Origin of the sequence: Pseudotabrizicola alkalilacus (assembly GCF_003443995.1) — a bacterium.
In the GTDB taxonomy this organism is placed as follows: Bacteria; Pseudomonadota; Alphaproteobacteria; order Rhodobacterales; family Rhodobacteraceae; genus Pseudotabrizicola; species Pseudotabrizicola alkalilacus.
Window position 1 is genome coordinate 92,520 of sequence record NZ_QWEY01000003.1, and the last position, 17,015, is coordinate 109,534.

The following is a 17,015-nucleotide window of genomic DNA, read 5'->3' on the forward strand; positions in this document are numbered from 1 at the left end:
CTCACTACTCAGAACACAAACAAGGAAGCGGCGGGGTCATTATAGCCGGACAGGTTCGATTCACCGGCACAGGCGCGCGAAACCGCCATGGCAGCGGCAACAGCCCCGTCTATCCGATCAGTCTTGCGGCCCTTCACCATCCGGGTAAGGCCGCTATCGGTGCGCACAGCGACAACGCTAGACAGGTGATTGCGCAGCACAGGGTGCCCGTCATGGCGCACCAACTTACCGTTGACGATCTTTTCTAAGTCAGCCCCCGCCAAGCCCATATTCAAGGGCGATTGCCGAAGTTCCACTACAGGGAGACCATCGTCATAAAGACGCTGCATGATGCGGGCGGCAAGATGTGGATCGAACGCGATCTCTTGCACGTCATAGGTGCCGCAGATCTCCCTGATTTCAGCCTCTACAGCTTCCTCATCGATGATCGGGCCGGGGCACAGATGAATAAACCCCTGATCTGCCCAAGCCTGATACGGCACTCCGTCGCGATCAGAACGCGCCTTCAAGTCCTCACCGGGCACAAAGAACTTGGGGCGCAGGGTGACTTGCCCATCCGGCCACAGAAACGCCGCGACAACGGCGGTCAAATCCCCAGATCGGGAAAGGTCTACACCAACCCAGCACGGAAATTCTGATATGTCTGCCTCATCGTCATCGAATTGGCGGGCGTCATATGTCTCAAAATTGAACAGCGGATCGTGACTGTTGCCCATCCATTCGCACAAGTGAAACTGCCGGAATGCATACATCTCGGACGGGCTATCGGCTGCCTCACGGGCAAGGGTGCGCAAGCCGTCAATGTCGGGAAAGCCGTAAGCCAGACCGGGGTTCACCCGGTGCCACATCGCTTCATCTTGCCAGTCATCACCCTCTTGCGGCTCAAACAAGATCGGCAGGTATTCCTCATTCACGATCTCGCCCAAGGCGATCTTGCGGGCGTAGTCGTAGCGTTCTGCCGCCAGCCCTTCCCGGCCCCGGCCTGCCGTAGTCGCCATGACAATCAAACCCCCAGGACGCTTCGCCATGCCGGTGCGCAGGGCCTCCCAAAGCTCCCTATTTTTGCGCCAGCTGTGGGTCTCGTCAGCCAAAACGAAGGTGGGTGTAGTCCCGTGCTGACCCCGCCCATCAGCCGGGATTGCCTTTAGGGTTGAACCGTCAATCGTGCTCTGGATCATCTTCGCCGAATTGTGGGCATCGTAAATCCGGGTGACTTGCCCAAGGCGGCGATCTTGGCGGACGATCTCGACCGCTTCCCGAAAGCCAATCCCGGCCTGTTCACGATCCGACGCCGCAAAGATGATCTGCCCGGCAGGGACGCGCTCAGGGCCCAACAGGTGAAGCAATGCGAGTGCCGCCGCCAGACTGGTCTTTCTGTTCCCGCGCGGGATCATCAGGAAGACCTCTTTGACGATCCTGCGCCCGTCTGGGTATCGCGGGCCATAAATGCGGCGCACGATCCTTTCCTGCCACGGGGTCAGTTGAAACAGGTTTCCCGGTGCAGTGCTTGCCGGGTGCTTCAATCGCCGCAGGAACCGCACAGCACGTTCGCCATGCCCGCCGGGATCGGGGATCGGGCTGTTATCAAAGACCCATGCCGGATAAGTGCTGGTCATCGTCACACCGCCAAAGGGTCGTCGTCGTCATCGGCATCAGGTGCAGCGCTGCCAATGCGCGCCCGACTGGTCGGGGTCAGGCCATATTCGGCGGCAAGCTGGCGGGCTGCCTGCATGTAGCGGATCTGCAAGCCGCCCAACTTCAGATCAGGAACCGGCATGGCGTTTATGATTTCCGCGATCTGGCGGGCAGCACCGGCGGCAGAACAATACGCCTCCACCCCTGCAAGATCGGCGCGGGTGATGATGCGACGGCTGATCAGTTGCGGCATGATTCGCCGCCATTCCGCCTTGGCCTGCTCTGCCAGATAGGCCGGTATAGGCGGGGCCTTCGTTAGGGCCTCAACATCTGGTTGGATCGGCGGCTTCACGCCGCGAAGAAATTTCGACATGGATTCTGTGCAACCTCCAATTGATAATTGAAGCTTGAAGCGGACAATGGGAGGCAGCTATGAAAGTGATTTTTCTTGCTGGCTACGTCACAATCACCTTCTTCATGTTGGTGATGACCATCCAAACGTATCGACAGCATCAGGGCGGCAGTTATGACGTATCTGGAGAAGTGCAGCACGGGCAGTTTCATTGGGGGCGATAGGCTCATGCCGCCACAACCCGAAGTTCAAGCCCGCGCTTAACACCGATCTCCACCAGCCCGACGATCTGCCAAGCCTTCCCCGCATGCAGAAGGCGATCACCGACTTGCACCCCGTCAGTCCAGCGGATCACAAAAACAGCTTTCTGACTGGTGCCCTCGATCGTGCTATTCAGGAACTCATCGGCGGTGCTTTCGCGTAGCTCTGCGCGGCGGCTGGCATACACCTGCCAAGTCTTCACCACCGCACCCGATGCGGCGATGGTTTCAACTTCGCGTTCAAGTTCAACTTCGTGGCGTAACAGTCCGGCGCGCATAATTAAATTCTCCACCGGACAACGCCAGAAAGCTGCATCACCCCATGGCATGCAGTCAGTTCCGGCTTCGGGTCGCGCATCCACTGCACAGACGGCTTGTCCCATTGATCGATTCCGAAGGCTTCGGCTTGGGGCGGATCGATCAGGGTTTGCATCACCGCGCCGCCGATCTGGCGGGCAGTATCTGCACCGTCCTCAAGAGCCCATACATGCAGGTCCAGAATTACCCGCGCGCAAAGTTGTGAACCTGACGCGCGGCCAAGGAATAGAGTCTGACCAGCAGCCAGGACGATCGTAGGGAAATAATCTGGCCTAGATGAGCCAGCCCGAATGCGATCGGCCGGCACAAGGGCAGTGACAGCCGGGGATGCGATAAGCGCGGAACGGATAGCGGTTTGCAGGGCAAGCGATGGCTCAAACATCATACACCCGCCTTCCGGATTACTTGGCCCACCGCACGGCCAATGCGGCGGCGGTTCTGGTCACGGGTCAGGCGCTCAGCAGGGCGAAGGAACGGCTGCGCAGCGTGGTCAACCGTTCCGAATTCTTGCAAGTGACCATGCCGCACATCGGGGTTTCCGGCAGTCACAAGGGCTTGGTTCTCACCTGCCACACGCTTGCCACCACCAGCGGCGTAAGCTGGCGTCACAGCACCGGGCGGTGTGACCTCGATTGAGTCCCTCAAGTCGCCATCATCCACCGGGACAAGGGCGCGCATAACCCCGGCTGTATTCTCTGCCGCTGCGATCAAGGCAGGGCGCAGGTGCTGCACAACCTCATTCGGGATGGCGTTCAACCTTGCCGACAGCTTGGCGGATTGCTTCATCAGGTCTGACATCAGACCACCCACCGGCGATAGGACTGCACCAGCTCATCGAAGCCGAAGGGAACAGGGCGAACCCCATCTGCGGAAGTTCCCTCGCGGTTCTCATACCAATGCCCGATCAGCATGCGCACCGCTTGTTCAAGCGCGGGCGGTGCAGGGTCAGGAACAGGTGCGCCTGTGACGTTCCCGACATAAGCCCAAGCCGCTGCGGCAAGGTCTTCCAGAAGAGCCTCATCCTGATCAGGCAGATTCAGGTGATCCCAGATGTTTGAAACAGCCATACTCGATACTCGCAACACATAAATGTTGCTTATGTATCACAGTATTTCGATTTGGAAAAGTTATATGTCGCGTATCTTGCGTGAGCCTCCCCCCGCCGGTCCCCAGCCACTCCCCTAAGTCGGGGACTACCCCCCCCCCCGACCCTGTTATACCCGCAAGTCTGGATGGTTTTCATCTGCACAAGGTTCGTTGCTCCGCGCCCTCTTGAACAGAAAGGGCGAGTATCATATGTTAGCGATAAGCTGATCGCAGGAAGTGTGACGCTCCAACCCATGACGGTGGAGTGCCTGCATCATGAAAGTCGCTGTTCGCAACCTAAAAGATATCCTGATATTCCTTGCCAAGGCATCTTTGCTGATGGTTTTACGTGAGCTTGTGCCCGATGCCTATGAGCATTTCAAATCTGTGTTGTTCCCGGATTGATGTTCAGTTTTGCTGTGTTCGTTCTTCATTCCTTCTGTTTTCCTCAGAGTGAGTGAAGTTGACGTGTTTTTCTCATTTGATTTCAAGTTTGTTCAGTTTGCGTGCTTCCTTGTTTTCACATTTAACTTGACTCTTTTCAGTTAGAGTCGTATCTACCATCCAGTCCCAGCGCATACACATTAGTGCTGAGGCTACTACATAGGGGCACCTTCGGGTGCCCCATTTACGTTCTGGGAGTGACGCAAGGTGCTTCAAGTAGCTGTTTTCGTGGATGCAGGCTACCTGTATGCACAAGGTTCATCTCTGCTTTCGGGGCAAAAGCAGCCACGTCAGACAATACAGCTCTCAACGCCGGACGTTCTGAAAGCACTATGTGAGATGGCTGAGCGCGTTGCACCGGGGGCGCGCTTGCTCAGGGTGTATTGGTATGACGGGCTTCTGCGCGGCGGCAGACCTACCACCGAACAAATCACACTTGCTAACTCGCAGCGCACCAAACTCCGCTTGGGAATGGTGAACGGAAGCGGTCAACAGAAGGGCGTGGACTCCCTGATTGTCACCGATCTGATTGACCTTGCACGTAACAAGGCGATCACTGACGCCCTTCTTGTTGCTGGCGATGAGGATCTGCGCATCGGCGTGCAGATCGCGCAGACCTTTGGTGTCCAGACTCATCTTCTTGGCATCAAGCCAGCACGTGGTTCGCAGTCACCGGACTTGATTCAAGAAGCAGACACTCATCATGAGTGGCTTGAAGCTGACATTGCCCGATTTATGACTGTGACCCTCGGAGCTAGTGCAGCAGTCGCTACAGAGGCCCCGCCTCTTGCGCAGGGCGCGTCCGCAACTCCTGAGGGTGCGTCCGAAGCTTTGCAAGTTTACTCGGAAGCACTTGTTCTACTAGAAATTCAAACCACCATCGCGACTATAGGAACCGAAGCGCTCGAACTCTATCTGGAAGCGTTTCGTGCCGATCCAAAGTCGGTTCCTTCCGACCTTGATCGACAGACACTCGGCAGAATCGGCGCTAAAGTTGGCGCCAAGTTAGAGCCTACAGAGGTTCGTGAATATCGCAGGTTGTTCCGGGAACGTCTCTTGAAAGAGTGCGACAAATAGGTAGGCGGTCCCATGCCTCGCCACACCGCTCCCCAAATTTCCGCACCAAGCTACCTGCCTGCAAAACTCTTTCCCCGCATGTTCTGCGATGACAGCACCTGATCGATAGGCAGACCCATGCGCAGGCGCTTGTTGATAGTGGGTTTGCTCAGCCCAAGACGTGCAGCCCATTGTTTGAGGGTCATCGTCTCCCCTGCATGGGTCAGGGTTATGCCGGGCTTACCAGCCTTGGCAGGCCGGGGCTGTTCCTTACGGGGTCGTCTTGCTTGCTGGCCGCTTGGTTCGGTCAGGGCGCGCTCTATCGGCCAATGTGCAAACAGTCGGCTTCTAAGCGTGCCCTCAGCCAAGCCAGTGCGCACTGACCATTCTTTCAGGGTCAGGCTCTCACCATCGTAGGTGTGACGCTTCCTATCCCTTGGCGCGCGTGACTTAGGCTCAGTTTTTCGGGTTTTCTTCGTTCTGGTGACGCGCGGGGCATCAGAGGCTGCAAGTTCTTCTGGTGATGGTGCCGCGGCGATCTGGCGCGTCATGTTGTCGATGACAGCCTGCATATCCAGCCCTGCCATGGCGCAGACCATGGAAAGATCAAGGCTTGGGGTTGTCAGGTAGTCGCGGGCGCTCTGACAGGCGCGGGCGCGGCGCGTGGTGATTTCCTGTTCTATCCTACAGCCATTGTTGAGCCCCCCGTAAAGGGCTTCCTGCACCACGACAAGCAAGACGCTCTGCCACAGGTCTTGCTCGGGGTATTTGCCAAGGGTGCGCTTATAGGCGGGTTCAACGGACATGGCTGCGCTCTTGGCGTTGCTTGTGCCGGTCGTGGCAGGGTTTGCACAGCGGCTGCCAGTTCTGCCGGTTCCAGAACAGGGCATCATCACCCTTATGCGGGATGATGTGATCTACCACCGTGGCAGGGGCGCGGCACAGGGTGCAGTGCGGGTGACAGGTCAGGAAGGCTTTACGGGCTTTCTCCCATTCGGCGTTATAGCCGCGCTGGCGGGCAGTCGGGCGCTTGGCGTCATGCCGTGCATTGCGGGCGCGGTTGCCTGCAATCTGACAGGCGCACAGGGCACCGTGCGGCACCAGCTTGCCACAGGAACAGAGGTGCGGGGGCCGGGGCATCAGAGCTTCCCTTTCAGGGCATGCAGCCCTTCCCGGTCAAATTCAGGATCGAAGCCCTGTTCTGCGATCTGGTGCAGCCGATCGGCGGTGTAATCGTCCTGGGTGTGTTCTGCGTCATCATCATCGGCGGCACCGTGGATGGCCTTGAGCTTGCTGATATGACCTTCAACCGCCTCAAGGATTTCATCCGGGGTGGCATTCCATGTCTCTTGTGGGGTCCATTGCAGCCAGCCGGTGCCGAAGCGGTAAAGCTGCGCATAGGCATCGTGCCATGGCACCGCCCTACCCTGTCCTGTGCCACCCTTGGATGACTTCGGCAGGAAGCCGGTGATCAGGTCTGCAAGCGGGGCTTGGGTGATCTCTGCAAGGCGCTGTAGCGGCGCTGTGGCGAAGCTGGCAAGGAAGCGGTCTGCCTGATCGGGGTCAGTCGCTGCGGTGCGGATGATCTCATGCACCGTGCCGATGTGGAACGCGGCCAGCCGATCGAACAGCGGGCCGTATCCGTTATGAAGGCGCTCAAGGCGCGTTGCTGCCCGCAAGGTCGGGCGCAGGCGCACGGTATAGAAACCGTGCGCAAGCCTGATATCCTCGCGGGCAAGCATGGCATCAGGCTCAGGCAGCCATCGACAACTTGCGGAACACGTCGCTGCGCACCACGCCTGCACCCACCCGGCGGCGGGCATGGAAACGTGCAAGCCCAACCGTGCGCTGTGTCAGCAGATCCGGCAGCACGTCCAGTTCCACGCGGTCATAGATCCGATAGCCCGCTTTGAAGTCACCGAAGATGATCGGCGTGGCGGCGGCGGCGATGTTCGGCATGTCCAGAGCTTCGACCACAGGACGCCCAAGGATCGTTTCCGGCTGGCCTGCCTGATAGGACGGCTGCCACAGGTAATTGCCTGCGCCGTCTTTCAGGGTGCGGATCACCGCAAGGGTCGTGCCATTCATCACCCACGAACCCCGGTTGCGATAGGTCGCGGGCATGGCATACATCAGCCGGATCAGGGCATCAGCAGACAGAACAGTTGCATGGCCGTTGTTCGTCACTGCGATGCCGGGTGCGATCATATAGCCTTGCGGTTCAACAGCCGTGGTGCCGTTCACAAACGACTTCGCCTCTTTCGCGCCGAAGTCTTCAGCCAATGCAAGGCGCACTTCGGCTTCGACGTTGCCGGAATCTTCCAGCATGCGCAGCGACAGGTCCACAAAGGTTGCCAGTTCCTTCACCGCAATCTCGGACTGATCAAAGGTCGGCTCGGACCCCGTGCGGGCGGTCGTCTCGCCCACCCAGACGGCATTCGTGATGCCGGTGCGTTTGGGCAGAAGGATCGTGTGGCTGCCGGTCGTGCGCACATCGGCGATAGAGCGGATCGGGCTGAATTCCACCAGATTGCGGATGAACTCGCCGGACGTTTCCTCTGGTGCCAGCACATAGGCCGGGGCATCGGCGGCAACAGTCAAAGCCTTTTTGTCAAAGTCAGCACCTTGCAGGAAGCTGACAAAGGCTTTGGTGTTGGCGGCACCTTGGACAATCGCTGGAATGCCGGGGCGGTTGCCCTTGGCTTCCAACTTGTCCAGACGGGCTTTCACCTCATCGAAGGCTTTGGTGTCGATTTGCGGCGCATTGGCCGGGGTTTGGGTGTCTTCTTCGGGGTTCATTTGGGTCTCACTCGTTACAATGGTTTTAACAGAGGTGATCTGTGCGCCCGGATGTGCCGGGACCGCGACAACAGAGATTTCGTGCAACTCAAGGGCGCTGATGGTGCGGCCCTTGGCATTGCGCTTGGCAGTCTTGGTGACAAAGCCGATCGACAGGCCGGACACAGCACCGGCACGGATCATGGCGCGCACTTCGCGGGCGCGCTCCACATCTTCCACCAAGAGCTTGCCTTTGACGGTCAGACCTTCGGCAGTTTCCCCGATCTCATCCCAGACGCCGATCACTTGGCCTTGGTCATGGGCGAACAACATCGGCAGCGATGCAGGCGCAGTGAATGCGCCCTTTTCGATCACATCACCCACGCGGTCAGGGGAACCAAAGGGCCACGCAAGGCCGGTGATCTCGCCCGCGTCGGTGACGGCAAGCTGCGCCTTGAACTCAATGCGATCCGTCATGCTGCCACCTCTGCGACAAAGCGGGCATAGTCATCTTCGGCATTGCGCGCGATATCGTCAGGCGTCTCGGCTTTCCCGTTCCACCGCGCATCAAGGATATCCAGCGCCAGCGGGAACACCTCACCCAAAGGCCGGTTGCGCACATAGGCTTCGACGAGGCGGTGTGCATTCTCAGGGTTCATAGCCGCGCCGATCAGGCCAAGGCGGATGATCAGGGCCAGATGGTCGGCTTTGAACTGTAGCTGCATCATCTGCATTTGCAGGGCACCGATGCCCAAGCCGGTCTGGTGCTCAAGTTCGGTGATCATGGCATCTGTCAGGCAGAAGTCATGCTCACCTTCCCCCAGGAACGCGCGGTGTGTGATCAGGTCATTCATTTGGGGCTTCCTCGGATGCCGGGTCAGGCTTTGCGCCGGTCGTGGTGTAGGGGTTTTCCAGAACGTCACCACCAGCCAGCGGCGGCAGATTCAGGCCACCGCGCACTTCGTTTGCGGTCATCGCTCCCATGCTGCGATACTGCCCATAGGCAGCGGCACGGGCGGCATGACTGGTGGAAAGCAGATCATCGATCACGAATTCCGCGTAAACGTCGCGGCGTTCATCCGGGGTCAGCAGGCACCGGGAATAGGACCATTCCCAAGAGCGAAGCCATGGCTGCAAGGTCACTTGCAGGAACTGCCGCGCCATCTCTTCGGTATTGGACCAAGTGCCGCGCGATAGCTCAAACAGCATTGTTGGTGGCGTCCGGAAGGCACGGGCGATCTCGCGGATTTGCTCAAGGCGGTTCTCTGCAAACTGTGCATCCGTCAGGGTCATCGTGACGGCCTGATAGAGCATCCCTTCATCAAGCAGTGCCACACCACCGGCCTTCGGGCCGGAATGGGTGTCTGTCCAAGCCGTCTTGAGGTTCTGCTTTGCGACCTCATCCAAGCGCTTGGGGGAAGTGATGATGCCGCCGGGTTGGGCACCATTGGCAAAGACCTTGCCGATGTGGGATTCAAAGGCGGCGGCAAGGGCAATGGCGTTCTTAGCCAGCGTGATCGGCGCACGGCCCCCGAAGGATTGCACATGCACCACATCGCGGAAGCCGTAGCGCACCGGCCCCCGATCGGTCGCGACAGTATAGAACGGCTCGCCATCAGGTTCGGCAAGGACACTGACAGAAGACGGCGGAACGCGGTGCAGCTCCATCGGTTCACCAGCGCCGTTGCGCACCACCACCGCAAAGCCGCCCTTGTCGTTCAACAAGGCATCAGCGGTCAGGGCTGTGCGCAGGGCTTCGGCGCTGGTCCATTCATTCGCCTCACCGTGCATCAGGGCATAAGCCGGATGCTCAGTCAGGGCTTGGCGGGTTTGCCGATCAAAGAGCTTTGCAGGCAGGGTGCCAACGGTTTCGCTGATCAGGGACACGGCGCACATCACCGCCGGAACCTGCATCGCGGTCAAAGGTCCGACATGCTGGCCTGTGATAGAAGGCGCACCGCCGAACAGGGCAAAGGCTTCGGGGTCGGAAAGAGCAAAGGCTTTCGCCTCACCCTTCCCGCCCAAAGCAGTCTTGAACCGGGAAAACAAAGAACTCACTACGCCGCACCAGAAAACAAGGACACTCGCTACAGTGGCGAAAATGCCACATATGGCGTGTCACGGCAAGCGATTTGTTATGTTATCACGTTCGGTGCAAGGTGATCAATCGTAAGTCCGGCATAGGCAATCGCGTTCACCAGCTCGACTCTCTTCTCAAGCATCCCTTGAGGCATGATCCCATACTTGCCGGTCATGCTGGCTTCGGTGTGCCCGAGGATGAAACCGAACTCTTGATCAAGGTATCCAGCGCGGCGCAGTGCATCGGCAGCACCATGCCGGAACGAATAGAGCGACAGACCGCGCCCTTCCTTCAAGCCAATGCGCGACAGGTAGCGCCCGAACTCGCGGGAAAGCTCAGCCATCATCTGCCCGCGTTCATTGCGCCTAGCCATCGGAAACAGGGCTGTGCCGCCTTCCTTCACGCGCTTCTCATGGTAAGCGATGAAACCGATCTTGATCAGTTCCGGATGAATCGGAACCACGCGCATCGATCCGGCTGTTTTGACAGATTTCCCTTCGGTCGTGGTTTCGCCCTCGGTCGTTATGTGCATGATCCAGTGACCATGCTCTTGGCGAACATCTGACACCGCAAGTTGCCCGATCTCACTCGGTCGCGCACCAGAGAACGCCATCATCAGCGGCACCCAGAACCGATGATCACGGATCAAAATGTTCCCCGGTTTCGCCACGTTTCGCCATTCGTCTGCGCTCTGGCATCCTGCGAACCATGGCGAGTGAAACAGGGTCTTTAGCTCTTCGGGTTTGAAGGGAAGCGTTGCGGCCTTGTTTTCCTTTTTCAGCATCAGCCCTTCAACGGGGTTTTTATCAACATAGCCGTTGTTCTCAGCCCATGTCATGAATGCACCCAGACTGGACAGGTAGCGGTTTACTGTCCGGTCTGCGATCACCGGCTTGCCGATCTTTTCATTCGCCTTGATGAACTGGTGAATGTTCATGCCTGCAAAGACTTTGGTTTCGGTGGCTTTGACCGGATACTTGACCAGTAGCTGTTTCCACGTGCGAACTTCGGCTTTCGTGATCATGCCGATCGGGAAACTTGCACCGACGGTTTCAACAAACGTGCCGATATCCCGGCGGCACTGGTCCACTCGATCTTTCGCCACGCCGCGCGGGTTCTCACTCGCGAAGATTTCGAAAACCTCCATGATTGACTCACCCGGCTTTGCGGTCTGCCGCCGGGGTCCAAACGCGGGCCTTACAATGGGGTCTTTCGCCTGTCCGGTGTAGTCTCCCCGATCACGCTCTTGACCCCGCTGTAGCGCCTCTATCTCTGCCCGCATCATGGATCGGGCAAGGCTGATCCAGTCGGGTGAACCGCGCTTCACCAGAAGGCGCTGGGTGCGAAGAACTTCATCAACCTCATCCGCGATCAGGGCAGTCTCACCCTTGGTCAGATGCAGGCGCAGTTCCGCAAGCTTTGCCGCGCGATGATCAGCGGCGATCTTGGGCGCGTCCCGTGCTGCTAAAAAGTCCAGTGATGCGATCATCACCGCTTCGGGGTCTGATGTATCCACCTCACCCCGGCGAACGGCATCGACTACACCGCGCCGAAGCGATGCGACCTCATCAACAGACGGCACCTGACCACGCGATACTTCATCCCGATCGGTTGCCGCGCTGTAGTGATCCCACACCGCGTGATCCTGATCGTCTTGGGTAAGAAGGCGGCGCGCGCGCAGGTCATCGAAGTGGCTGTGCCATGCTTGGATGACAGGCCACATAAGGCGCTTCGCCTCGGATTGTTCTTTAGTGCCAAGGGCTTTGACGAGTTCCTTCGCACCGACGACTTCGACCAGATCAAGCGGCACCCGGATACGAGCGGAATAGGATGCACCCCGGCGGAACAGATAGGAAACACTTGCCATTTTTGACCCCTGTGTAGCGGTCGTGTGTTACAACTTTGTGTTACAGTTTTGGATCTAAACATTAAGTATTGTCAATAAGTTACATGATATTGTTGAAGAAAAAAGATAGCGAAAAAATGTCCTGGCGCCCCAGCCAACCGCTTCTGATATCATTGCATGTTGAGCAGGCAGATGCCCTTGAGGGCGAAGCCATGCAACAAACGCATAGCGGCAAGACCTCTTTGCTGCATTGCAGCATGAGCCCGCTAAGCTTATCTCATCCTCAGAGAGACGAGCAAATATCAGGAGCCTCAGATGGCAATTTCAGCAAACAGCGCTTTGCGTTACACCCCAGAAAATCGTGGTGTCTTCGCGACTTTCATGGAGTTCTTTGCGTTGATCGGCGCGGCAGCCGAAGCCTCGGGCGCAGTCCAGAACGGCCGTCAGCCGTCGGCTGACGCACTGGCAAAGCTGGGCATCCCTGCGGATGCATTTTCCCGGTACACTGGCTTGAACGCCAAATGACGAATGCAAAGATATGACCCGCCGATCAGGCGGGTCATTGATTAAGGTAAAACGTTAGCTGCGCGCAGCAAGCGCTTCTGCCAACAGGGATTTCACCACATCCCCAGGCACGTCATCCGCGACAAAAGCCTCCCCGATGCCGCGCGCCAGGATAAAGCGCAACTGGCCATCGACCACCTTTTTATCCTGTCCCATCAGCGCCAGCAGCGCTGCAGCATCTGGCAGCTCGCCGGGTATATCCTTCAGGTCCACCTTGGTGCCCATGCTGCGCAGATGCGCGCGCACCCGGCTGGGAGATTCTTGTGCGCACAGGCCCAGACGCTGCGACAGCTCAAACGCCAGGGCGCAGCCGATCGCCACGCCTTCGCCATGCAGCAGCCGGTCCGAATAGCCGGTGGCTTTTTCCAGCGCGTGACAGAAGGTATGGCCCAGGTTCAACAGCGCGCGCTCGCCCTCTTCGGTCTCGTCACGGCTGACGATCCCGGCTTTCATCTCGACCGAGCGACGCACGGCATATTGGCGCAGGGTGGTGTCGCCTGCCATGGCGGGGGCGTTCACCTCCAGCCAGTCAAAGAACGCCGCATCGCCCAGCAGACCGTATTTCACCACTTCGCCATAGCCCGCCAGAAAATCGCGGCGCGGCAGGGTGGCCAGCACGTCGATGTCGGCCAGCACCAGCGTCGGCTGATGAAACGCGCCGACAAGGTTCTTGCCCTGCGGTGTGTTGATCCCGGTCTTGCCGCCGACCGAGCTGTCAACCTGCGACAGCAGCGTGGTCGGGATCTGCACAAAGCGCACCCCGCGCCGCAGCACGGCGGCCGCAAACCCCGCCAGATCGCCGATCACCCCGCCGCCAAAGGCCACAACGACATCACGCCGCTCGATCTTTTGCTCCAAGAGCCATTCGGTGGCGCGGGCAAATTCCGGCCAGCCCTTGGTGCTCTCCCCGGCGGGCAGTGCCAGCGCAGTCGCCTCGATCCCCTGCGCCGCAAAAGACGCGAGCAGCCGGTCCAGATGCAGCGCCGCAACCGACTCGTCGGTGACCACGGCCACCTTGCGCCGCCGCAGAAAGGGCAAAAGCTGCGCCCCCGCGCTGTCGATCAGACCGGGGCCGATCCGCACCTCATAGCTGCGCGCGCCCAGATCGACCGGGACCACATCCACCGTCATGTCGTTTCTCCTTCCAACACGTCTGGCCGGGCCAGCAGCGCCTCGATCACGCGCTCGGCCATGGCCTCGATCGACAGATCGGGGCTGGCATCGACCGTCACATCAGCCTGGCTGTAACAGGGCACGCGCGTCTCGTACAAAGCGCGCAGGGTTTCGCGCGGGTTTGCCGTGCGCAACAACGGCCGGTTCGATTTGTGCCGCACCCGGCTCCACAGCAGATCAAGGTCGGCGCGCAGCCAGACCGCCACCCCGGCATCAGAAATCAGCTGCCGGTTGGCGTCGGCCAGATAGGCGCCCCCGCCAGTCGACAGCACACACGGCGGGCCGCGCAGCAGACGGGCCAGCACCTCGGATTCGCGGGCGCGAAAAAACGGCTCGCCGTCACGCTCAAAGATCTCGGCAATCGAGCGATTGGCCGCGCGAACGATTTCTTCGTCCGAATCAACAAAGGGAACACCAAGCACACGGGCCAGCACGGTGCCGACTGCGGTCTTGCCCGCCCCCATCATCCCGACCATGGCGACCGTCTTTTTCAGGCGTGCCACGCTGCCTCCTTCGTTTCCTTGGCTGTGCAGGGCTGCCTTTGCCTGCAACAGCGGCGTTTCGCCCGCATCACGCGCATTTTTTTGTTCATGGCGTGAACTCGCCGCGAATGCCATATATAATCGCGCGGAAAGTCGCCACCATTGGGCCCTGAGTGCGGGTGGCGGCGACCACACGGGCAAAGAGTCGACTGCGAAAAGACGGCGGGGTGAACCCGTGGCACGCAGGAAAATCGGGCTGAAAGGGCAGATGGCAATGGTGGGGCGTATCCTCAAGGCGATGGTTGTATTGGGTATTGTGGGTTTTGCTGCACTGACGGGCTATGCGTATCTGGCAGATCTGTCCCCCGGCCAGACCGAAGTGACGGTTCCGGTGACCCTGAATGCCGACTAGGGCAGAACTGGCCGCGCTGTGCTGTATGGTGACATGGGCACCCGTGCCGGTCTGGGCGGATGATCCGTTGTCGGCCATCGACTGGCTGTCCAGCTCGGTCGCGTCCCCGGCAGGGTCGGCCATCGGCACGCCCGCCCGCCCGGCAGAAGCGCCGGTGACGACCGGCGGTGCCTTGCCGCAGGATGTCGCGGTATCGGTGCTGGATGCGCCCTCGCCCGATGCCATCGGGCTGCTTTCGCCCGCGACCACCGGCCTGCCCCGCGATCTGTGGGGGATGGGGCTGGAGGAAGAGGTGCGGGCCGCGATTGCCAAAGACCGCAATGACCTGTTGCCAGCCCTGCAAGCCCTGACCATGACCCTGATGCTGGCAGAAGCGGTCCCACCAGCCGACAGCAGTGGCATCGGCGCGCTGCTGCTGGCCCGGATCGACCGTTTGCTGGCCATGGGTGCGCTGGATCAGGCGGCGGCCTTGCTGGACGCAGCTCCGGCAGGTGACCCCGAGCTGTTCCGCCGCGCCTTTGACGTGGCGCTGCTGACCGGGAATGAGGAACGCGGCTGCGAGAGGATGCAGGCCACCCCCAATCTTGCCCCCACCTTTCCCGCCCGCATCTTTTGTGTGGCCCGCTCCGGCGACTGGAACGCAGCGGCGCTGACGCTGCGCACGGCGCAGGCGCTGGGATACGTGACCGAGGAGGAGGATTCGCTGCTGTCGCGTTTCCTTGACCCCGATCTCTACGAAGGCGACGCCCTGCCCCCGATTCCGGCGCGGATGACGCCGCTGTCCTGGCGCATGTTCGAAGCGATCGGCGAGCCGCAATCCACCGCCACGCTGCCGCTGGCCTTTGCCCATGCCGAATTGCGCGACACCGCGGGCTGGAAAAGCCAGATCGAATCGGCCGAACGGTTGGCGCGGGCCGGGGTGATTGCGCCCAATGTGCTGCTGGGGCTGTATACCGAGCGTCTGCCTGCGGCCTCGGGCGGGGTCTGGGACCGGGTAGATGCGTTCCAGCGGTTTGAAACCGCCCTGCGCGCCGGAGATCCGGGGGCGGTGGCGCAAAGCCTTCCCACCGCTTGGACCCAGATGGCCGGGGCCGAGCTGGAGGTGCCGTTTGCCACGCTCTTTGCCGAAGACCTCTCGCGTCTGCCGCTGACAGGTCAGGCCGGGCGGATTGCGTTTGATCTTGGCCTGCTGTCGCCACGCTATGAAACACTGGCAAAGGCCCGCAAGGCGGAAACCCCGCGTGACTCGTTTCTGATCGGGCTGGCAACCGGGTCGCTGGCCGGGGCCATTCCGCCCGACACGCTGGGCCGTGCGATTGCTCCGGCGTTTCTGCGCCCCGGTGCCGCGCCGGAATTTGCCAGTCTGATGGAGCAGCGCCGCATGGGCGAGGCGATCTTGCTGGCCATTGAGAAAATCGGGCGCGGGGTGCAGGGCGATCTGTCGGGGGTGACGGATGGGCTGGCCTTTCTGCGCCACATCGGGCTGGAAGACACCGCCCGCCAGACCGCGCTGGAGCTGATGCTGCTGGAGCGGCGCGGATGAGTGCAGGCCCTGCCACATCTGACGGCTGGATCTCGACCTTTCTCGATGCCCATGCCGCCGAACTGGACGCCGCGCGCAACACGCAGCTGGCCTATGGCCGGGATCTCAAGGATTTTGCCGCCTGGGTCGCGCATCGCGGCATCGGGTTTGCAAGTGCCACGCGTGAGGATGTGGAGGCGTATCTGGTATCCTGCGATGCCAATGGCCTGTCAAAGGCCACCCGCGCCCGCCGCCTTTCATCCATCCGTCAGATGTACCGCTTTGCCCATGAAGAGGGCTGGCGTGCAGACAATCCGGCGATCCGCATCAAGGGGCCCGGCGCGGTGCAGCGCCTGCCCGATGCGTTATCACAGGAGGATGTGACGCGGCTGATGGACGCTGCCCGCACCTATGGCCGCACCGACTCTGACCGCGCCCGCAACACCGCCCTGCTGGAGCTGGTCTATGCCACCGGGATGCGGGTGACAGAACTGGTCAGTCTGCCGGTCTCGGCCGCGCGCGGCGATCCACGCATGATTCTGGTGCGCGGCAAGGGCGGCAAGGAACGCATGGTGCCGCTGTCCGGTCCCGCACGCGCGGCGCTTGCCGTATGGCTGACGCTGCGCGATCAGGCCGAGGACAAGGCCCGGCTGGCGGGGCATCCGCCTTCGCGCCAGTTGTTCCCCGGACCGGGCGCTGACGGGCATCTGACCCGGCAGCACTTTCACCTCATGCTCAAGCAGATTGCCATCGCCGCCGGGGTCTCGCCCGCACGGGTGACGCCGCACGCGCTGCGCCATGCCTTTGCCACCCATCTGCTGGCAGGCGGTGCCGATCTGCGGGTGATCCAGACCCTGCTGGGCCATGCCGATCTTTCTACCACCGAGATTTATACCCATGTGCTGGACGATCACCTGAAATCACTGGTGCTGCAGCATCACCCGCTGGCAAAACCGGCCAAGGGTTCTTGAAGCACGCACCAACTCCCCGCATAACTTCTCTTATCC

Annotated in this window: 22 protein-coding genes; 7 read left to right on the top strand and 15 right to left on the bottom strand. The window is 60.3% G+C overall.

Translation table 11 applies throughout. The features are described 5' to 3' along the window. Positions 1 to 8 precede the first annotated feature (8 nt). Together D1012_RS07155 and D1012_RS07160 are read right to left on the bottom strand one after the other, a co-directional pair. Positions 9 to 1,616 carry a terminase large subunit gene (locus tag D1012_RS07155; RefSeq protein ID WP_118150683.1) on the bottom strand — a complete coding sequence of 536 codons (1,608 nt, stop codon included), beginning with the start codon at positions 1,614 to 1,616 and terminating at the stop codon, positions 9 to 11. A gap of 2 nt (positions 1,617 to 1,618) precedes the next feature. Continuing rightward, positions 1,619 to 2,008 carry a phage terminase small subunit P27 family gene (locus D1012_RS07160; RefSeq protein WP_118150684.1) on the bottom strand — a complete coding sequence of 130 codons (390 nt, stop codon included), beginning with the start codon at positions 2,006 to 2,008 and terminating at the stop codon, positions 1,619 to 1,621. Between the two features lie 59 nt (positions 2,009 to 2,067). Here D1012_RS07160 and D1012_RS22620 point away from each other — a divergent pair, with 59 nt between their 5' ends. Next, positions 2,068 to 2,211, top strand: a complete 144-nt coding sequence (locus D1012_RS22620; protein WP_158569256.1) for a hypothetical protein — start codon at positions 2,068 to 2,070, stop codon at positions 2,209 to 2,211. A 2-nt stretch (positions 2,212 to 2,213) separates the two neighbouring features. Here the strand turns inward: D1012_RS22620 and D1012_RS07165 are convergent, their stop codons facing one another. Genes D1012_RS07165 through D1012_RS07180 form a run of 4 tightly spaced genes read right to left on the bottom strand, consistent with a single transcriptional unit; the run spans position 2,214 to position 3,632 of the window. Beyond that, positions 2,214 to 2,525, bottom strand: coding sequence for a phage head closure protein (locus D1012_RS07165; RefSeq protein ID WP_158569258.1), 312 nt, complete (start codon positions 2,523 to 2,525; stop codon positions 2,214 to 2,216). 2 nt (positions 2,526 to 2,527) lie between these two features. Further along, on the bottom strand, positions 2,528 to 2,947 hold the full coding sequence (locus D1012_RS07170) for a DUF3168 domain-containing protein (protein ID WP_118151136.1): 420 nt from the start codon (positions 2,945 to 2,947) through the stop codon (positions 2,528 to 2,530). Then, the gene (locus tag D1012_RS07175) at positions 2,947 to 3,363 is read right to left on the bottom strand and encodes an HK97-gp10 family putative phage morphogenesis protein (RefSeq protein WP_118150686.1); all 417 of its coding nucleotides are present in this window, start codon (positions 3,361 to 3,363) and stop codon (positions 2,947 to 2,949) included. The genes D1012_RS07170 and D1012_RS07175 overlap by 1 nt, the downstream gene beginning before the upstream one ends. Next, positions 3,363 to 3,632, bottom strand: a complete 270-nt coding sequence (locus tag D1012_RS07180; RefSeq protein ID WP_118150687.1) for a head-tail connector protein — start codon at positions 3,630 to 3,632, stop codon at positions 3,363 to 3,365. The genes D1012_RS07175 and D1012_RS07180 overlap by 1 nt, the downstream gene beginning before the upstream one ends. A 295-nt stretch (positions 3,633 to 3,927) precedes the next feature. Here D1012_RS07180 and D1012_RS23155 point away from each other — a divergent pair, with 295 nt between their 5' ends. Continuing rightward, complete coding sequence (locus tag D1012_RS23155) at positions 3,928 to 4,056, top strand: hypothetical protein (protein WP_267897823.1); 129 nt, start codon at positions 3,928 to 3,930, stop codon at positions 4,054 to 4,056. 267 nt (positions 4,057 to 4,323) lie between these two features. Beyond that, positions 4,324 to 5,172 (top strand): NYN domain-containing protein, encoded by an 849-nt coding sequence (locus D1012_RS07185; protein WP_233517056.1) that lies wholly within the window; start codon positions 4,324 to 4,326, stop codon positions 5,170 to 5,172. Between the two features lie 50 nt (positions 5,173 to 5,222). On the opposite strand, the gene D1012_RS07190 is transcribed toward D1012_RS07185, so the two are convergent. The 7 genes from D1012_RS07190 to D1012_RS07220 form a co-directional block, all read right to left on the bottom strand. Then, the gene (locus tag D1012_RS07190) at positions 5,223 to 5,957 is read right to left on the bottom strand and encodes a hypothetical protein (protein ID WP_118150689.1); all 735 of its coding nucleotides are present in this window, start codon (positions 5,955 to 5,957) and stop codon (positions 5,223 to 5,225) included. Then, positions 5,947 to 6,291, bottom strand: a complete 345-nt coding sequence (locus tag D1012_RS07195) for an HNH endonuclease (protein WP_118150690.1) — start codon at positions 6,289 to 6,291, stop codon at positions 5,947 to 5,949. Before D1012_RS07195 ends, D1012_RS07190 begins: the two co-directional genes overlap by 11 nt. Next, positions 6,291 to 6,974: a hypothetical protein gene (locus D1012_RS07200; RefSeq protein ID WP_233517039.1), complete on the bottom strand. Its 684-nt coding sequence runs from the start codon at positions 6,972 to 6,974 to the stop codon at positions 6,291 to 6,293. The genes D1012_RS07195 and D1012_RS07200 overlap by 1 nt, the downstream gene beginning before the upstream one ends. Then, positions 6,904 to 8,406, bottom strand: coding sequence for a phage major capsid protein (locus D1012_RS07205; RefSeq protein ID WP_118150692.1), 1,503 nt, complete (start codon positions 8,404 to 8,406; stop codon positions 6,904 to 6,906). Before D1012_RS07205 ends, D1012_RS07200 begins: the two co-directional genes overlap by 71 nt. Continuing rightward, positions 8,403 to 8,783 (bottom strand): gene transfer agent family protein, encoded by a 381-nt coding sequence (locus tag D1012_RS07210; protein ID WP_118150693.1) that lies wholly within the window; start codon positions 8,781 to 8,783, stop codon positions 8,403 to 8,405. The genes D1012_RS07205 and D1012_RS07210 overlap by 4 nt, the downstream gene beginning before the upstream one ends. Further along, positions 8,776 to 9,987, bottom strand: coding sequence for a phage portal protein (locus tag D1012_RS07215; protein ID WP_233517040.1), 1,212 nt, complete (start codon positions 9,985 to 9,987; stop codon positions 8,776 to 8,778). Before D1012_RS07215 ends, D1012_RS07210 begins: the two co-directional genes overlap by 8 nt. A gap of 77 nt (positions 9,988 to 10,064) precedes the next feature. Beyond that, positions 10,065 to 11,876 (bottom strand): site-specific integrase, encoded by a 1,812-nt coding sequence (locus tag D1012_RS07220; RefSeq protein WP_118150694.1) that lies wholly within the window; start codon positions 11,874 to 11,876, stop codon positions 10,065 to 10,067. Positions 11,877 to 12,170: 294 nt separating this feature from the next. Here D1012_RS07220 and D1012_RS22370 point away from each other — a divergent pair, with 294 nt between their 5' ends. Continuing rightward, positions 12,171 to 12,380, top strand: coding sequence for a hypothetical protein (locus D1012_RS22370; protein WP_147335632.1), 210 nt, complete (start codon positions 12,171 to 12,173; stop codon positions 12,378 to 12,380). 54 nt (positions 12,381 to 12,434) lie between these two features. Here D1012_RS22370 and aroB read toward each other — a convergent pair whose 3' ends face one another. Both aroB and D1012_RS07230 read right to left on the bottom strand, forming a co-directional pair. Next, positions 12,435 to 13,550 (bottom strand): 3-dehydroquinate synthase, encoded by a 1,116-nt coding sequence (gene aroB, locus D1012_RS07225; RefSeq protein WP_118150695.1) that lies wholly within the window; start codon positions 13,548 to 13,550, stop codon positions 12,435 to 12,437. Continuing rightward, positions 13,547 to 14,143: a shikimate kinase gene (locus D1012_RS07230; protein WP_435530909.1), complete on the bottom strand. Its 597-nt coding sequence runs from the start codon at positions 14,141 to 14,143 to the stop codon at positions 13,547 to 13,549. The genes aroB and D1012_RS07230 overlap by 4 nt, the downstream gene beginning before the upstream one ends. A gap of 166 nt (positions 14,144 to 14,309) precedes the next feature. On the opposite strand from D1012_RS07230, the gene D1012_RS22625 reads away from it, so the two are divergent. From D1012_RS22625 to D1012_RS07240, 3 genes are read left to right on the top strand one after another with little or no spacing between them, the layout of a single operon-like run. Beyond that, entirely contained in the window at positions 14,310 to 14,486 is a 177-nt protein-coding gene (locus D1012_RS22625) for a hypothetical protein (protein ID WP_158569260.1), read from the top strand. Continuing rightward, positions 14,476 to 16,029: a hypothetical protein gene (locus D1012_RS07235; protein ID WP_147335633.1), complete on the top strand. Its 1,554-nt coding sequence runs from the start codon at positions 14,476 to 14,478 to the stop codon at positions 16,027 to 16,029. The genes D1012_RS22625 and D1012_RS07235 overlap by 11 nt, the downstream gene beginning before the upstream one ends. Further along, positions 16,026 to 16,979, top strand: coding sequence for a site-specific tyrosine recombinase XerD (locus D1012_RS07240; protein ID WP_118150698.1), 954 nt, complete (start codon positions 16,026 to 16,028; stop codon positions 16,977 to 16,979). The genes D1012_RS07235 and D1012_RS07240 overlap by 4 nt, the downstream gene beginning before the upstream one ends. Positions 16,980 to 17,015: the final 36 nt, after the last annotated feature.

What these genes read in the sequence shown, in the direction of transcription:
- D1012_RS07155 (WP_118150683.1), bottom strand. Translation starts at nt 1,616, where the DNA reads ATGACCAGCACTTATCCGGCATGGGTCTTTGATAACAGCCCGATCCCC.
- D1012_RS07160 (WP_118150684.1), bottom strand. Translation starts at nt 2,008, where the DNA reads ATGTCGAAATTTCTTCGCGGCGTGAAGCCGCCGATCCAACCAGATGTT.
- D1012_RS22620 (WP_158569256.1), top strand. Translation starts at nt 2,068, where the DNA reads ATGAAAGTGATTTTTCTTGCTGGCTACGTCACAATCACCTTCTTCATG.
- D1012_RS07165 (WP_158569258.1), bottom strand. Translation starts at nt 2,525, where the DNA reads ATGCGCGCCGGACTGTTACGCCACGAAGTTGAACTTGAACGCGAAGTT.
- D1012_RS07170 (WP_118151136.1), bottom strand. Translation starts at nt 2,947, where the DNA reads ATGTTTGAGCCATCGCTTGCCCTGCAAACCGCTATCCGTTCCGCGCTT.
- D1012_RS07175 (WP_118150686.1), bottom strand. Translation starts at nt 3,363, where the DNA reads ATGTCAGACCTGATGAAGCAATCCGCCAAGCTGTCGGCAAGGTTGAAC.
- D1012_RS07180 (WP_118150687.1), bottom strand. Translation starts at nt 3,632, where the DNA reads ATGGCTGTTTCAAACATCTGGGATCACCTGAATCTGCCTGATCAGGAT.
- D1012_RS23155 (WP_267897823.1), top strand. Translation starts at nt 3,928, where the DNA reads ATGAAAGTCGCTGTTCGCAACCTAAAAGATATCCTGATATTCCTTGCC.
- D1012_RS07190 (WP_118150689.1), bottom strand. Translation starts at nt 5,957, where the DNA reads ATGTCCGTTGAACCCGCCTATAAGCGCACCCTTGGCAAATACCCCGAG.
- D1012_RS07195 (WP_118150690.1), bottom strand. Translation starts at nt 6,291, where the DNA reads ATGCCCCGGCCCCCGCACCTCTGTTCCTGTGGCAAGCTGGTGCCGCAC.
- D1012_RS07200 (WP_233517039.1), bottom strand. Translation starts at nt 6,974, where the DNA reads ATGCCCGCCGCCGGGTGGGTGCAGGCGTGGTGCGCAGCGACGTGTTCC.
- D1012_RS07205 (WP_118150692.1), bottom strand. Translation starts at nt 8,406, where the DNA reads ATGACGGATCGCATTGAGTTCAAGGCGCAGCTTGCCGTCACCGACGCG.
- D1012_RS07210 (WP_118150693.1), bottom strand. Translation starts at nt 8,783, where the DNA reads ATGAATGACCTGATCACACACCGCGCGTTCCTGGGGGAAGGTGAGCAT.
- D1012_RS07220 (WP_118150694.1), bottom strand. Translation starts at nt 11,876, where the DNA reads ATGGCAAGTGTTTCCTATCTGTTCCGCCGGGGTGCATCCTATTCCGCT.
- D1012_RS22370 (WP_147335632.1), top strand. Translation starts at nt 12,171, where the DNA reads ATGGCAATTTCAGCAAACAGCGCTTTGCGTTACACCCCAGAAAATCGT.
- aroB (WP_118150695.1), bottom strand. Translation starts at nt 13,550, where the DNA reads ATGACGGTGGATGTGGTCCCGGTCGATCTGGGCGCGCGCAGCTATGAG.
- D1012_RS07235 (WP_147335633.1), top strand. Translation starts at nt 14,476, where the DNA reads ATGCCGACTAGGGCAGAACTGGCCGCGCTGTGCTGTATGGTGACATGG.
- D1012_RS07240 (WP_118150698.1), top strand. Translation starts at nt 16,026, where the DNA reads ATGAGTGCAGGCCCTGCCACATCTGACGGCTGGATCTCGACCTTTCTC.